Source organism: Bacillus sp. FSL P2-0099, from assembly GCF_038007445.1.
In the GTDB taxonomy this organism is placed as follows: domain Bacteria; phylum Bacillota; class Bacilli; order Bacillales; family Bacillaceae_G; genus Bacillus_A; species Bacillus_A mycoides.
The window spans coordinates 4,220,719-4,236,312 of record NZ_JBBOXE010000001.1 but is presented as its reverse complement, the minus strand read 5'-3'; the positions used below and the strand labels follow the sequence as shown (position 1 = coordinate 4,236,312).

Annotated in this window: 15 protein-coding genes and 1 tRNA gene; 11 read left to right on the top strand and 5 right to left on the bottom strand. The window is 36.3% G+C overall.

The annotated features are described in order from the left end of the window. The first annotated feature begins 140 nt into the window (after positions 1-140). The gene (locus MKY90_RS21910) at positions 141-1,037 is read left to right on the top strand and encodes a deoxyribonuclease IV (protein WP_098167997.1); all 897 of its coding nucleotides are present in this window, start codon (positions 141-143) and stop codon (positions 1,035-1,037) included. Positions 1,038-1,056: 19 nt separating this feature from the next. On the opposite strand, the gene MKY90_RS21905 is transcribed toward MKY90_RS21910, so the two are convergent. Beyond that, the gene (locus tag MKY90_RS21905; protein WP_002088657.1) at positions 1,057-1,311 is read right to left on the bottom strand and encodes a DUF2624 domain-containing protein; all 255 of its coding nucleotides are present in this window, start codon (positions 1,309-1,311) and stop codon (positions 1,057-1,059) included. A gap of 151 nt (positions 1,312-1,462) precedes the next feature. On the opposite strand from MKY90_RS21905, the gene MKY90_RS21900 reads away from it, so the two are divergent. From MKY90_RS21900 to MKY90_RS21885, 4 genes are all read left to right on the top strand, one after another. Then, positions 1,463-2,341 carry a YitT family protein gene (locus MKY90_RS21900; RefSeq protein WP_002015168.1) on the top strand — a complete coding sequence of 293 codons (879 nt, stop codon included), beginning with the start codon at positions 1,463-1,465 and terminating at the stop codon, positions 2,339-2,341. Positions 2,342-2,521: 180 nt separating this feature from the next. Next, entirely contained in the window at positions 2,522-3,292 is a 771-nt protein-coding gene (locus tag MKY90_RS21895; protein ID WP_098167998.1) for a metal ABC transporter ATP-binding protein, read from the top strand. Beyond that, positions 3,292-4,125 carry a metal ABC transporter permease gene (locus tag MKY90_RS21890; RefSeq protein WP_002015165.1) on the top strand — a complete coding sequence of 278 codons (834 nt, stop codon included), beginning with the start codon at positions 3,292-3,294 and terminating at the stop codon, positions 4,123-4,125. The genes MKY90_RS21895 and MKY90_RS21890 overlap by 1 nt, the downstream gene beginning before the upstream one ends. Positions 4,126-4,138: 13 nt before the next feature. Further along, entirely contained in the window at positions 4,139-4,552 is a 414-nt protein-coding gene (locus MKY90_RS21885; protein WP_002015164.1) for a Fur family transcriptional regulator, read from the top strand. 83 nt (positions 4,553-4,635) lie between these two features. Here the strand turns inward: MKY90_RS21885 and ispG are convergent, their stop codons facing one another. The 3 genes from ispG to yqgB form a co-directional block, all read right to left on the bottom strand. Next, on the bottom strand, positions 4,636-5,739 hold the full coding sequence (gene ispG, locus MKY90_RS21880; protein ID WP_161793976.1) for a flavodoxin-dependent (E)-4-hydroxy-3-methylbut-2-enyl-diphosphate synthase: 1,104 nt from the start codon (positions 5,737-5,739) through the stop codon (positions 4,636-4,638). 165 nt (positions 5,740-5,904) lie between these two features. After that, positions 5,905-6,276, bottom strand: coding sequence for a hypothetical protein (locus MKY90_RS21875; protein ID WP_098167999.1), 372 nt, complete (start codon positions 6,274-6,276; stop codon positions 5,905-5,907). A 65-nt stretch (positions 6,277-6,341) separates the two neighbouring features. Further along, positions 6,342-7,109, bottom strand: coding sequence for a protein YqgB (gene yqgB, locus MKY90_RS21870; protein WP_002034056.1), 768 nt, complete (start codon positions 7,107-7,109; stop codon positions 6,342-6,344). A 239-nt stretch (positions 7,110-7,348) separates the two neighbouring features. Between yqgB and MKY90_RS21865 the strand changes: the two genes are divergently transcribed. Together MKY90_RS21865 and sodA are read left to right on the top strand one after the other, a co-directional pair. Then, positions 7,349-7,422 (top strand) — tRNA-Ile (locus MKY90_RS21865). Between the two features lie 220 nt (positions 7,423-7,642). Next, entirely contained in the window at positions 7,643-8,254 is a 612-nt protein-coding gene (gene sodA / locus MKY90_RS21860; protein ID WP_001052029.1) for a superoxide dismutase [Mn], read from the top strand. Between the two features lie 74 nt (positions 8,255-8,328). Here the strand turns inward: sodA and MKY90_RS21855 are convergent. Beyond that, a protein-coding gene (locus MKY90_RS21855; protein ID WP_215598873.1) for an IS3 family transposase occupies positions 8,329-9,485 on the bottom strand; the annotation gives its coding sequence in 2 pieces (ribosomal slippage) (positions 8,329-9,233 and positions 9,233-9,485; 1,158 coding nt in all). A gap of 176 nt (positions 9,486-9,661) precedes the next feature. Here MKY90_RS21855 and MKY90_RS21850 point away from each other — a divergent pair. The 4 genes from MKY90_RS21850 (at position 9,662) to pstC (ending at position 15,593) form a co-directional block, all read left to right on the top strand. Continuing rightward, on the top strand, positions 9,662-10,939 hold the full coding sequence (locus MKY90_RS21850) for an MFS transporter (RefSeq protein ID WP_002015154.1): 1,278 nt from the start codon (positions 9,662-9,664) through the stop codon (positions 10,937-10,939). Positions 10,940-11,048: 109 nt separating this feature from the next. After that, on the top strand, positions 11,049-13,175 hold the full coding sequence (locus tag MKY90_RS21845) for a peptidoglycan D,D-transpeptidase FtsI family protein (protein ID WP_341092551.1): 2,127 nt from the start codon (positions 11,049-11,051) through the stop codon (positions 13,173-13,175). Positions 13,176-13,697: 522 nt separating this feature from the next. Next, positions 13,698-14,615, top strand: coding sequence for a PstS family phosphate ABC transporter substrate-binding protein (locus MKY90_RS21840; RefSeq protein WP_098167349.1), 918 nt, complete (start codon positions 13,698-13,700; stop codon positions 14,613-14,615). Positions 14,616-14,642: 27 nt separating this feature from the next. Continuing rightward, on the top strand, positions 14,643-15,593 hold the full coding sequence (pstC, locus tag MKY90_RS21835; RefSeq protein WP_098167350.1) for a phosphate ABC transporter permease subunit PstC: 951 nt from the start codon (positions 14,643-14,645) through the stop codon (positions 15,591-15,593). Position 15,594 lies beyond the last annotated feature (1 nt).

Here is a 15,594-nt window from a genome sequence, read left to right as displayed (position 1 = left end):
GTTAATTTTAGTATAGAGTTCAGATTGTTTGAATAGTCCGTTTAATTTATGTAGTGCCTTTTGTGTGAACAAACAATTCGCTACATATTTCTACAAATTATGCTATCATTATATCTATTGTATATTGAAGAGGTGATTGTATGTTAAAGATTGGATCTCATGTTTCTATGAGTGGTAAGAAAATGTTATTAGCAGCAAGTGAAGAGGCTGTTTCATACGGTGCAACGACGTTTATGATTTATACAGGTGCACCGCAAAATACACGAAGAAAACCAATTGAAGAATTGAACATAGAAGCAGGAAGAAAACATATGGAACTAAACGGTATTGAAGAAATTATCGTACATGCGCCATACATTATTAATCTTGGGAATACGACGAAGCCAGAAACATTCCAATTAGGTGTAGACTTCCTTCGCATGGAAATTGAAAGAACATCGGCATTAGGTGTAGCGAAACAAATCGTTCTTCACCCAGGTGCGCACGTTGGTGCAGGAGCGGATGCTGGTATTCAACAAATTATTAAAGGGCTTAATGAAGTATTAACGCCAGAGCAGACGGTTAACATTGCGTTAGAAACGATGGCAGGAAAGGGAACGGAATGCGGTCGTAGCTTTGAAGAAATTGCGAAAATTATTGATGGTGTGAAATATAATGAAAAACTATCTGTATGTTTTGATACGTGTCATACGCATGATGCAGGTTATGACCTTGTAAATGATTTTGACGGTGTGTTAAACGAATTTGATAAAATTGTTGGGATAAATCGTTTACAAGTACTTCATATTAACGATAGCAAAAATGTACGCGGAGCTGGAAAAGACCGTCATGAAAATATTGGTTTTGGTCATATTGGCTATAAGGCATTGCATCACATTGTGCATCACCCACAACTTACGCACGTACCAAAAATTCTTGAAACGCCGTATGTAGGTGAAGATAAAAAAGATAAGAAGCCACCATATAAATTAGAAATCGAAATGCTGAAAGATGGTACTTTTGATGAAGGGATTCTTGAAAAAATTAAAGCGCAATAAGGAGGGGATTTTCCCCTCCTTATTTTAATAGCTGCTGAAATAAAATATTTACTTGTTGGGCAGTGGCAGGAGTAGTTACTTTAGCGATTTGTTTTAACAAATCTAGTCGCTCGGTATTATCGTAAATGTTAATGTTTTTCCCTTTCATAAGTAAAACGATTTTATCAGCTTGTGCAGTTGTGATTGGAACTTCGTATTCTTTACTATATTTCAATAGTTCTTTTGTAGAAATATGATTTAATTTTTTGTTCACAATTTGTTTAATGAGGTTCATCGTGTTGTCCTCCTTCACACGTTCTTCTATCGAAATATATGTACGCATAGCTTGTACATATTCGTATCAAGGTGCATTTTTTCAATGGGGAAAAGAAGCTTATGTTATAATATAAGAACAAAACTATAGATAAAGAGTATAAGGAGGACTTATGGAAAAAAAGCAACATCGAAAAGAAAGTGTTATTCATCTTGTATATCGTTTAGTTATGATTGTCTTTGGGGCAGCGTGTGCGGCGGTAGCGATTGAACTGTTTTTAATGCCAAATAAAATTATTGATGGTGGAATTATTGGTATTTCTCTTATATTAGATTATCTTACTCCTAATATTTGGTGGTTAAGCTTTTCTACTTTAGTTGTTATCCTCAACATTCCTTTTATGTACTCCGGGTATAAGCAAATTGGAAAAACATTCATGTTATCTTCAGCATTTGGAATTGTAGCTTTAGCATTTATTGAATCAACGTTGCATGCTATCCCGCCATTTACAACAGAGCCGATTTTAGCAACAGTTTTCGGCGGTCTTATTTTAGGGATTGGTGTAGGACTTGTTATTCGTCATGGTGGATCGTTAGACGGGACCGAAATTATGGGAATTCTATTAACGAAGAAATTACCGTTTTCTGTTGGTGAATTCGTAATGTTTGTGAACTTATTCATTTTTGCATGGGCAGCATTTGTTTTTGGTGTTGAACAAGCGATGTATTCTGTTATGACGTACTATATCGCATTCAAAACAATTGATACGGTAATTCAAGGATTAGACGAAACGAAAGCAGTTTTAATAGTATCGGATCAATATGAGGAAGTATCAAATGCGATTTTACACCGCCTTGGTCGTGGAACAACAAAACTTGTTGCTAAAGGTGGCTATACAGATAAAGAAAAAGAAGTTATTTATGCAGTTGTAACACGTCTGGAAGTGACGAAGTTAAAATCAATTGTGCATGAAATTGATGAAAACGCATTTGTTACGATTATGAATACACAAGAGACAAATGGTGGTAAGTTTAAATCAGCAATTCACTAAAAAGTTAATTGTAATATCTTTTGAAAGCAGAGAATTCTTCTCTGCTTTTTGTTATAATAATAAGGTTTCTTGAAATAAAGAATATATTTTAGGCAGATTGGTTTACAACTATAATAAGCTGTACTATAATTCAAATAGAGATAAATCGGAATCATTCTGAATTAAAATAGGTGAGATGCTATGAATAATATATTGGAAATAGAAGGATTAACGTTTCGGTATGAAGATCGCAACGTGTTAGAAGATATTAATTTGCAAGTTCCGAAGGGAGCTTTTTTAGGTTTAGTTGGACCGAATGGTTCAGGGAAATCGACTTTACTTAAATGCTTATTGGGTGTTTTAAAACCAAAGCAAGGAAGTATTAGATTGTTTGGCATTGATAGTAAGAAATTTAAAGAGTGGAATAAAGTTGGTTATGTATCCCAAAAGGCAAGTAGCTTTAACTCAGGTTTCCCGGCAACTGTTTTCGAGGTTGTTTCAATGGGGCTCGTTTCGAAAAAAGGGCTTTTTCGCTTTTTTACGAAAGACGATAATGTGAAAGTAGAAAAAGCGATTGCTGATGTAGGTATGAGCGAGTTTCGAGGTCGCAACATTGGAGAACTTTCTGGTGGACAACAACAGCGTGTATTTATTGCTCGTGCACTTGTAAGTGATCCGGAATTGCTTATTTTGGACGAGCCTACTGTTGGGATTGATGTGAAAAATGTGGCAAGTTTTTATGAGATATTAGAGGATTTAAACAAAAGATTGGGAATTACGTTAATTCTTGTTACGCACGATATGGGTGCTGTAACAGAGAAGGTGACGCATGTTGCATGTTTGAATCAGCATTTACATTTCCATGGGAATGTAGAGAAATTCCGAGAGTTAGAAGATGCAGAAATGTCGATTTTATATGGACATCATGTTCATCGCTTAGAACATGAACATGGGCATCACGGGAGGATATAATGATACAGGATTTTTTACAATATGATTTTTTACGTAATTCCTTATACGCTGGTATTTTAATAGGACTTGTCGCACCACTTATCGGCGTGTTCGTTGTAATTCGCCGCATGTCGCTTATTGCGGATGCATTAAGTCATGTGACGTTATCAGGAATTGCAGCAAGTTTATTACTTGAAAAGACAATCTTTACCGGTGGGTTTTTAAACCCTTTATATATGGGGATGTTTTTTTCAATCGGTGGAGCATTGCTAATTGAAAAATTACGTACTGTATATAAACATTATCAAGAGTTAGCAATCCCGATTATACTTTCAGCAGGGATGGGGATTGGAGTTATCTTCATCTCACTTGCTAATGGATTCAATACGGATTTATTTAGTTATTTATTTGGTAGTGTAAGTGCTGTAACAAGTGCGGATTTAATTATTATTGGTATAGTAGCAATTGTTGTTATTGCGACGATTGTTTTATTATACAAAGAGTTGTTTTTACTATCATTTGATGAGGAATACGCTGTATCAACCGGTTTAAGTGCAAAGTGGATTCACTTTATCTTCATTATATTAGTTGCTCTTGTAATTGCGGTATCAATGCGTGTTGTAGGTGTTCTTCTCGTATCATCTTTAATGACGTTACCAGTTGCAGCAAGTATTCGTATTGCAAAAGGATTTAAACAAACAATTTTCTTTTCCATTTTATTTGGTGAAATTGCAGTAATTGGTGGAATGTTTGCTTCGTATCAACTTGATTTAGCTCCAGGTGGTACAATTGTTATGATAGCGGTTCTTATTTTAATTGGTGCAATTTTATGGAAAAAGAAAAAAACTGCATAAAGTAGGGATAGGTATGAATCTAACAGAAGCTTTACGCCTAATGAAGGAAAAGGGATACAAACATACAGGGAAAAGGGAAGAGATGCTGAGATTATTCGCAGCTCATAATCGTTATTTAACTGCGAAAGATGTTTTAGAGCATATGAAGGGTGATTATCCAGGACTTAGTTTTGATACGATTTATCGTAATTTAACGGTTTTTGCTGAAGTCGGTGTTTTAGAGCAAACGGAATTAAATGGTGAAAAGCATTTCCGTTTTACATGCTCCATTATGGAACATCATCATCATTTCATTTGTTTAGATTGTGGTGGTACGAAAGAGATTAATTCCTGCCCGATGGATTTTATGAATAAAGATTTTAAAGGTTATGAGGTAACGGGGCATAAGTTTGAAATATATGGTCGTTGCCCAAAATGTGCAAAATGAGAGGGCTCGTCAGTTATATAACTGACGAGTTTTTAATTTGAATGTAAAAAAAGGTTGCTCACAAAAATTGTGGCAACCTTTTTTTATTGTTCTTGTTTTTCTTTTTCTTTTTCTCGTTCGGCAGCCATTTCAGCAGCGATTACATCAATTTCTTTTTTCAGTTCTTCTACCATTGTTTCTTCTGGTACTTTACGAACGACTTGCCCTTTACGGAATAATAAACCTTCTCCGCGTGCACCGGCAATGCCGATGTCAGCTTCACGAGCTTCACCAGGGCCGTTTACGGCACAGCCGAGTACTGCAACCTTAATTGGAACTTTAAGTGTGGAGATGTATTCTTCGACTTCATTAGCAATGCTAATTAGGTCGATTTCAATACGACCACAAGTTGGACAAGAAATAAGTGTTGCGGCATTAGATGCAAGACCGAATGATTTTAATAGTTCACGTGCAACTTTTACTTCTTCAACTGGATCAGCGCTTAAAGAGATACGAAGTGTATTTCCGATGCCTTTACTTAAAATTGCTCCAAGACCGGCGGCGCTTTTTACAGTCCCAGCAAACAATGTTCCTGATTCTGTAATACCTAAATGTAATGGATAATCAAAAGCGCGAGCAGCTTTTTCGTATGCTTCAATTGCTAAGTTAACATCAGAGGCTTTCATTGATACGATAATATCGTGGAAATCTAAGTCCTCTAAAATTTTAATATGGTGTAGTGCGCTCTCGACCATACCATCGGCAGTTGGATATCCATACTTTTCTAAAATATGACGTTCTAATGAGCCGGCATTTACACCGATACGGATTGGAATGCCACGCTCTTTCGCTGCATTTACAACAGCTTCTACTTTATGGCGACGTCCAATGTTACCTGGATTGATACGTACTTTATCAATGCCGCCTTCGATTGCTTTTAAAGCAAGGCGGTAATCAAAATGAATATCAGCAACAAGTGGAATGTTGATTTGTTTTTTAATATCAGCAATAGCATTTGCTGCGCGTTCGTCTGGAACAGCAACACGAACAACTTGACAGCCAGCTTCTTCTAAACGTTTAATTTCAGCAACTGTAGCCTCAACATCATGCGTTTTTGTTGTCGTCATACTTTGTATAATTAATTCATTGTTACCGCCAATTGTTAAATTACCGACTTTAACTGGACGTGTTTTTGTGCGTTGAGTCATTTCATTCACGAATTGATCGCTCTCCTTATAAAAGAAGTTTCTTATTTTAGTCCCTTACATCAATGATAGTATGTGTGAGAAAGGGCTATAGAAACCAAAGTACTCGGTTTCACTTTTACTATTGTATCAGCGCCTTTATGTAATTGACAAGGATTAAGTGATTGCTTATTGATATAAGGGGAATTTATAAGACTTTCCAACTTGGATTTTTGTAGCAGATGTATTTTTATTTAATTGCTTAAAATCATCAATTACTTTTTCAATAGAAGGAATTTTTTTCTTATTAATCGCTTCTGTAATAGAAAGAACTGTATCACCAGTTTTTACTTCGATTGCTTTATAAGCTATATCCGTTTCTTTTTCTTTTTCTGTTTCTTTCTCTTTATTTTGTTTTGTATCTGTATTTTCTTTTTTTATCGTTTGGGCAGCAGATGTTTTTTTGTATGAACTTAACATCGGTAAAGTACCGATTTTTATGTCGTAATAAAATATATAACCGAGGACAAGCACGAATAAGAGTACACCTAATCTCTTCATATCCTTCACTCCTTTGCTAGGAATATATGCTTGTCCAAAAAAAAAATGCCTATTTAGGCATTTTTTTATAGTTCTTGTTTTTCTTTCGGCTTTGGAACTTCTTTAATTGTTAAGTATAGAACGATTAAAACAACTGCAATGTAAATGAATGTTGCGCCAGGTACGTTTATTTTGAATAAATCCATAATCATAAAGAAGATTGTTGGAATTGTGTAGCTGTAAGCAGTTAATGTCCAAACTTGTTTATAAGATAATTTGCGTTGACCGCTCATCGCAGAACCGATGAAGGCAAGCAATGTAACTCCTACAAAGGTAATAAATAATTGGAACAAGTACAGTAAGAACCCAATAACGAATAATAAGATTGGATAAATACTGTCAAATAACGAAATGAAATCTTGTAAATCTTTTTTCTCAAGAGATGCGCCTAATAAGTCATTATAGGAGTATGTTTGTGTTTGACCATTCCCCATGGAGACTACTTTATCTTTTAAAACAAATAAACCTGTTTTATTTTGATATTTTTCTAAGTCTGTTGAATTTGGATCAAATACGAAAAGGGCATTTCCATCTTCTTTTTCGATAGGTTGATCAATATCAGCTGTTAGCTCGCCATTTTCAATTTTAAAATCAGGTAAATCTTTTTCGATTACTTTATTTACCATGTTAACACCATCTTGAATAACGCTACCGTACAAGAAAGTTCTTGGAATAGTAGTGATTAGGCAAAGAAGCATAATATACAAAATGGTTTTACCGATTTTTTGAAAACGGAAAAGCGCCATATCTTTAGGCGAATATACGCTTTTTGCTAGCTGTGTAAAAATGGACATAGATTCACTTCCTTTATGTATGTATAAAATCATTGTAACGTACGAATCTAGAGAAGCTCAAGATATATTATATTTACATATAGTAGAGAGGACTAAATTCCTTCTTATTAATTTACTTCTTTTAGTAGAGAAAAATACAATTGACACTTTTCTTTCGTATATGGTAAATTTATCTTACATTTTTCAAACGATATACCTGATTGGAATTTAGTTGTTTTTAATGGTACATACATAATCGTGGACCCTTAGCTCAGTTGGTTAGAGCAGACGGCTCATAACCGTCCGGTCGTAGGTTCGAGTCCTACAGGGTCCATATCCATTTCATATGTTTATTATGTCAGCAGGAAGCTTCCTTGTAGAAGGAAGCTTTTTTTCGGAATATATGAGCATTTTAATTGAAAAGAAGTGGGAATTTTGCTACTTTAATGATAGCAAGACAAAGCGATTTATTTGTTTGCACCCTATGGCAATTAGGGTAGAATGAAGTTGTATGTCACTTAAGTGGCAATACATAAACCGGGAGGAATATAACAATGGCAAAACACGAATTACCAAATTTACCTTATGCGTATGATGCTTTAGAACCTCACTTTGATAAAGAAACAATGAACATCCATCATACAAAACATCACAACACGTATATTACAAACTTAAACGCTGCTTTAGAAGGTCATGCAGAATTAGCTGACAAAAGCGTTGAAGAATTAGTTGCAAACTTAAACGAAGTACCTGAAGCAATCCGTACAGCAGTACGTAACAATGGTGGCGGACATGCTAACCATACATTCTTCTGGACAATCCTATCTCCAAACGGCGGGGGACAACCAGTAGGCGAACTTGCAACTGCGATTGAAGCGAAATTCGGTAGCTTCGATGCATTCAAAGCAGAATTCGCAAAAGCTGGCGCAACTCGCTTCGGTTCTGGTTGGGCTTGGTTAGTAGTAAACAATGGTGAGTTAGAAGTAACAAGCACTCCAAACCAAGATTCTCCTCTAACTGAAGGTAAAACTCCAGTTATCGGTTTAGATGTTTGGGAGCATGCTTACTACTTAAATTACCAAAACCGTCGTCCTGACTACATCGGTGCATTCTGGAACGTTGTAGATTGGAACGTTGCTGAAAAACTTTACCAAGAAGCAAAATAATTAAAGTTAATACAGCTAGAAAAAAGCTAGGGGGTTTGAAGTGAACCCCGAAAACGGGACACCTATCAAAACACCTAAACCATCTGTTCCCTAAATTCTTTAGGGGATAGGTGGTTTAATTTTTCTTGAATTCGCACACAATTGTAGTAATGAATGTATTCTAGCACAATCTTTCGCACAGTTGTGTTGGATACTTTTGTTATCTTTTGTGAGTAGAAAGCTTCACTTTTTAAATGACCAAAGAAGCTTTCCATGACGGCATTATCATGGCAATTTCCTCTCCGGGACATGCTGGTGATAATGCCGTTTTCTTTGGCACATGCTTGAAATTCCTTCGCTGTATAAATACTCCCTTGATCTGAGTGAAGGATCACATCTTTTATTTTTCTTCCTCGCATTGCTTGTTTTAATGTCTTCATCGCTAATGTTAGTGTTTGTGACTCACTGATGACATAACTAATAATTTCACGATTAAAGGCATCCATAATCGTCGATAAATACAAGGTACGCTCTCCAAATAATAAGTAAGTCACATCTGTGAACCACTTTTCATTTGGGGCTGATGCTTCAAATTGACGCTCCAATCGATGAGGAGCTACCACTGGTTCCGCACCATTCATATATTTCTTTTTCTTTCGACGCACTTTTGAGAGTATATGATATTGTCTCATAATCCGTAATACTTTTTTATGATTCACACACAGTCCCATTTTTCGAAGAGTGGCGGTCACTCTTCGATATCCATACCGCAATTTATGCCTAAGGCAGATTTTCTTTACTTTCTCTTCTATCTCGTCTTTAGGGCGTTCGGCTATCTGTAACCAACGATAAAATGAGGAACGTGGTAACTCTAATACTTTACACAGTTCTTGTACGGTTATTTTTGTTTTTAATTCATTCCATAGGGTAATAACGGTATGTGGTTTCAGCTCCTTTCGATTTCCAGATACTTTCCCCATACAAGTAATTTTGTTTTTAAATGTTTATTTTCTAATCGTAGCTGTTCCAATTCACTTAGCTCTTTTGACCCTTTTCCATAAGAATATTGTTTTCCTACAGGTTGTTGAAAACGATATGTTTGATCTGTACGATACCATTTCATCCATGTCTTAATTTGGGAAACATTTTTAATGCCGAGTGTCTCCATAATGGTACGATTTGAATAACCATCCTTTTTCATCTCAATCACTTTCCACTTTATTTCTTCTGGGTAATGAACTCTTGTCTTCAAACGAAAAACACCTCCATTGAATTTGCATACTTAGTATGCGAATTCAGGAGGTGTTTTTTTCATGTACCACTATTCGGGTTCACTTCAGTTTTCTCCTAGCTTTTTTCTATGTTCTCCTTTTACATAATTGAGCTTGTCTTTGGAAGACTAGAACATGAAGTAAAGGAGAGTTGTGTATGAAGTGGAAACATGTAATCGGTGATGTTGAAGTGAATCGGGATTTAGTATTATTGCTCGTTATAGGAGGTTTATACACGCTCGCAATTTCTTTATCGAATACGTTTGTAAACATTTATTTATGGAAGCAAACACAAAATTATGTGAATCTGGGCTTGTATAATTTGGCCAGCGTTGTATTGCAGCCTCTAACATTTCTTGTGGGCGGGAAATTAGCGAAACGTATTGATCGCTCGATTTTATTGAGAATCGGTGTAGGCACGTTAGCTGTTTTTTTTATCGTCGTTTTAGTAGCGGGAAAAAGTGCATCTCACTATATTTTATTAATGGGAGCCCTTTTAGGAGTTGGTTATGGTTTTTATTGGCTCGCTTTTAACTTGTTGACATTTGAGATTACAGAACCAGAAACAAGAGATTTTTTTAACGGTTTTCTAGGACTTCTTACATCGTTCTCTGGAATGATTGGACCGATAGCAGCGGGATATACAATTTCACGTATGGAAAAATGGAGTGGTTATACTGTCGTTTTCTTCCTCTCGTTAATGCTATTTGCGGTTGCAGTCGTTCTAAGCTTTTTTTTATCGAAGAGGGAATGTGAAGGACGCTATGAAATTGTGCAAGTATTGAAAGAGCGGCAAGTTGATGAAAACTGGGGAAGAATTACGCGCGCTCATTTCTTCCAAGGTTTGAGAGAGGGAACGTTTATTTTCGTCATTTCGGTATATGTCTATTTAGCATCTGGTAGCGAGTTAGCACTAGGGAAATATAGTTTAGTGAATTCTGCAGTATCATTTGTATGCTATTATTTAGTTGCTCGTATGTTAAAGAAAGAATGGCGAAAAAAAGCAATTTTACTTGGTGGCATTATTTTATATGCGGTCGTATTTTTAGTTATTTTTAATGTTACATATACGAAATTACTTATTTATGCAGCATGTATTGCGGTTGCATATCCGATTTTACTCGTTCCGTACGGCTCAATGACATACGATGTAATTGGTAGAGCAAAACAGGCGAGAGAATGGCGTGTAGAATATATAGTGGTCAGGGAATTATGGTTAAATGCCGGAAGAATTTGTTCCATTTTAAGTTTTTTATGTGCTGTCATATTTTTTCCGCCTGAAAAAAGTTTACCTTTCTTACTATGTATTTTAGGAGCTGGACATTTTCTTATTTATTTTGCAGTTAAAAATGTCAAATATGATGAGGGGAATGTGAACAAAACCAGTGTTGTAGCGCAAGGAAGCACACAGAATCAAACTGAACCAGAAGGTTAACTTATCGCGTGTTTTATGCTAGAATAGAAAAAGATGTAAGACAGCAGTGAGGGCACCTGTATGAAGGTGTCCCTTTCACATTACATAGCTGTTGGTAGAGGGGGTTTGTATGAGCAAGAAGCAGAAACAACAAAAGAAAAAGACCCACGTTCCTTTTCGGTTAAACGTGTTGTTTTTTTGCGTGTTTTTAATGTTCTCCGCGGTTATTGTAAGGCTTGGATACGTACAAATTGTTCGTGGTGAGGAATATAAAAATGAAGTTGAGAAAAAAGAAAACTCAACGATAAGTAATCCTGTACCACGCGGGAAAATATTTGATCGTAATGGAGAAGCGGTCGTAGATAATGAGCCTATTCGTACAATTACATTTACAAAAATGAAGGGGTCAACTGCAGCAGATCGCTTAGAGACGGCGAAAAAGTTAGCAGATTTAATTGAAGTCCCAACAGATAAGTTAACAGATCGCGATAAGAAAGATTATTGGCTTGCTTTACATAAAGAAGAAGCAGAAGCAAAAATCACAAAAAAAGATCGTGAAGAGTTTAAAGCGAATAAAATTGACGATAAAGAACTAGATGAACGTCAACGAAATCGTGTAACAGAAGAAGAGATTAATCAACTGTCAGCAAAAGATTTAGAAATATTGGCGATCAAAAGTAAGATGGAAAGCGGATATGCAATGACGCCGCAAATCGTTAAAAAAAATGCAACACCGGAAGAATACGCGATTATTAGTGAAAATTTAGCGAAATTACCAGGTGTAGATACAAATGTTGACTGGGAGCGAAAATATAAGTATGACGATATGTTCCGAAGTGTACTTGGTGGTGTAACTTCTTCTGATGAAGGGTTACCGAGAGAAAGATTAGATCACTATCTTGTTCGTGATTATAATCGTAACGATTGCGTAGGAAAAAGTTACCTTGAGCAACAGTACGAAGATAGTTTACACGGCACAAAAGCTGAAGTTAGAAATGTTACAGATAAAGACGGTAATATTTTAGAAACTATTAATGTGTCACAAGGACAACGAGGTAACGATCTGAATTTAACGATTGATATGAAATTACAAAAGCGCGTAGAAGAAATTCTTACAAAAAACTTAATGAGATTTAAAGGGAGCGAGCCTCTTTTAGACCGTGCATTCGTTGTAATGATGAACCCGAAAAATGGTGAAGTTTTATCTATGGCGGGGAAACAATTAGTGGATAAAGACGGCGAAACGAAAGTAGAAGATTTTGCATTAGGAACGATGACAAGTTCTTATCCGATGGGTTCAACTGTAAAAGGTGCGACAGTACTTACGGGGTATCAAACTGGTGCGATTCAGCCTGGATCTGTACAGTTAGATGAACCAATTAAATTAAAAGGGACACCTACGAAGTCATCTTGGAAACAGATGGGGTATATTAATGACCTTACAGCATTAAAACAGTCTTCAAACGTTTATATGTTTAAAACAGCGATGAATATCGCTGGGGTTCCATATGTACGAGGCGGTACGTTAGATATTCCGAAAAGTGCGTTCGATACTATGCGTTACTATTTTGGTCAGTTTGGACTTGGTGTGAAAACAGGAATTGATTTGCCAAATGAAACTGCTGGTCAAATAGGTAAAGGAAATCAACCAGGTTTCTTATTAGATTTATCAATCGGGCAGTATGATACGTATACACCGCTTCAATTAGCACAATATATTTCGACGATTGCGAATGGTGGATATCGTATGCAACCGCAAGTTGTAAAGGAAATACGTCAGCCATCGGCGAAGCCAGAGGAAGTTGGAAAAGTTGTTCAATCCATGGAACCGAAAGTATTAAATCGCATTGATATGCCTGAATCGCAAATTAAACGTGTTCAAGAAGGATTTAGACAAGTGTTTAACGATACAGGTGGTACAGCTACAAAATACTTTGCAGGTGCACCGTATAAAGCCGCTGGGAAAACAGGTACAGCTCAAACTGTATATGGCGGAGATAAAGAGATTGGTAGAAATGCAAAGGGTGAGCGTGTTGAAACATATAACTTAACATTAGTAGGTTATGCCCCGCTCGAAGATCCAGAAGTAGCATTTTCTGTTGTTGTGCCATGGGTACATGATGATAAAACAGGGATTAATGGATATATCAGTCGTGAAATAATGGACGCTTACTTTGATTTGAAAAAACAAGCATTAACTGGTGAAGCTCCGCAAGATGAAAAAGCGAAAAAAAATAAAAATCAAGATGATGAATAAAAAAGTTGTAAAAAAAGCACACTATCTGAAAAGATAGTGTGCTTTTTTTTATGCCTTACGCATATGGTTTAGTAAATGTGGACAAGCATAAAATATTGAAAGAACATGTAGTTTCAAAAACGATGAACACAACAAGATTAGTGCATACGCTCTAAGTTTGTTGTGTGTGATAGGCGATAGCAGTTTTATCCCGCGTTTGAGGGCGGTAAAACTCCCACCTCAAAATTCAGCTGGAGCAAAGAAGTTAGGTGGGAGCCCTGCTGCCCGTAAACGCCCGATTGGTGAGGGCTAATAATCAGTGGGGGGATGAACAAAACCCCCACTGATTAAAGTTTCGCTTTATGGATGATTAGAAAATTTCCTGCATCTAAAGTACAAAAGTGAAAATAAAATTTGTGTATACAGTTGTTTTTGTGGGACTTTACAAAACTTTTACAAATAATTAAAACCGAATTAATAGTTTAGCAGTATTCTTATATCTGTAATCCTGTTATTTCCGGTTACTTCTAGGAGGAAGAACACGTGAAATGGATGAGCGCATCGATTCAAGTTTTGACATTATCGACATGTTTCCTTTGTTTTAATATGTCTACTGCATTCGCTACAAATGAAATGGGAGAAGTGAGAGTTGATGGATCCTCAACGGTTTTCCCCATTATAGAGGCAGTAGCAGAGGAATATACAAAGGCCCATCCAAACGTGAAAATTTCTATTAGTATTTCTGGGACAGGGGGAGGATTTAATCGTTTCAGTAAAGGAGAAGTAGATATAAACAATGCTTCGAGATTGATGAAACCGGTAGAAGAAAATGCAATGCAGAAAAAATTCATTCAATTTACACCATTTGAGGTTGCTTATGACGGTCTAACGATTGTTGTGAATCGTCAAAATACGTGGGTAAACAATATGACGATAGACGAGTTACGTCTATTATGGAGTGAAAATGGAAGATTGAAACGATGGTCACAAATTCATTCATCATGGCCTCGTGAACAAGTTAAATTTTATGCGCCAGGCGTAGACTCTGGTACTTATGATTATTTCCAAAATGTTGTCTTACAAAATAATCGCCTTGTAAAAACGGTTTCTTTGTCTGAAGACGATCAAGTTATTATGCAAGGGGTTATGAATGATAAAAATGCCATTGCTTTTGTAGGATATGCTTATTATATGGCCAATCGAGATAAGGTAAAAGCAATACAGGTGGATGGTGTATTTCCAACGAAAGAGACCATTCAGTCGGGTACGTATAAGCCATTATCTAGGCCACTATTTACGTATGTGAATCATGCATCTATCAGAAATAAAATTAATGTAGCAAATTATGTGGAGTTTATGATTAAGCATGTTGGAAGCCTTGCTGAAGAGGTCGGATATGTAAAATTGCCAAAAGAAAAATATAATGAACAGCTGCGAATGTTAACAGAAATAAAAAGGTAATGTCAGGGTGGAAAGGGGTTTTCATCTTTGGCTCATAATGACAAAAGTCAAATTACATTTTCTGTACAACATTTGATTGAGAGAAATACAAATAGAAGAAAAAAAACGCAGCGAATCAATCGAATTGTTCCGTTAATACTAAAAGCCATTGCTAGCGTGTCCATTGTAACGACACTTGGAATTATTATTACGTTGGCAAATGAAACAATCATGTTTTTTCAAAAGATATCATTGTATTCTTTTTTGACAGAGAAGGAATGGTTACCTTTTTTTGAAGATCCAAAATTCGGTATATTACCACTTATATGTGGAACAATCCTTGTAACAGCAATTGCCATGTTCGTAGCAATTCCTATTGGTTTAGGTTGTGCCGTGTTTTTAAGCGAATACGCTTCGAATGGCGCTCGGAAAATATTAAAACCGTTGTTAGAGCTACTAGCAGGCATCCCGACAATTGTATATGGTTTTTTCGCGTTAACAGTTGTCACACCACTTTTACAACGGGTTATACCAGATTTGCAGTTTTTTAATGCTATTAGTCCAGGTATTGTTATAGGGTTTATGATGATACCGACGATTGCGTCTCTCTCTGAAGATGCGATGAGAGCTGTAGCGAAAGGAATTAAAGAAGCCTCATTAGCGCTAGGAGCAACTCGTTTTGAGATGGTAAAACAAGTGGTGTTTCCATCGGCTTTTACGGGCATAATGGCAGCGATTATATTAGCAGCTTCCAGGGCAATTGGTGAAACGATGATTGTTGTTATTGCAGCTGGATCAACACCTAATGTATCGATAGATCCGACTCATTCTATTCAAACATTAACAGCCTATATTGTACAAGTGAGTTTAGGTGATGCTCCGCACGGAACGATTACTTATTACAGCATGTATGCTGTAGGTGCAACGTTATTTATGTTTACTTTTATTATGAATATCATTTCGCAATATATTATGCGCGGTTTTAGGAGGGTGACATAAT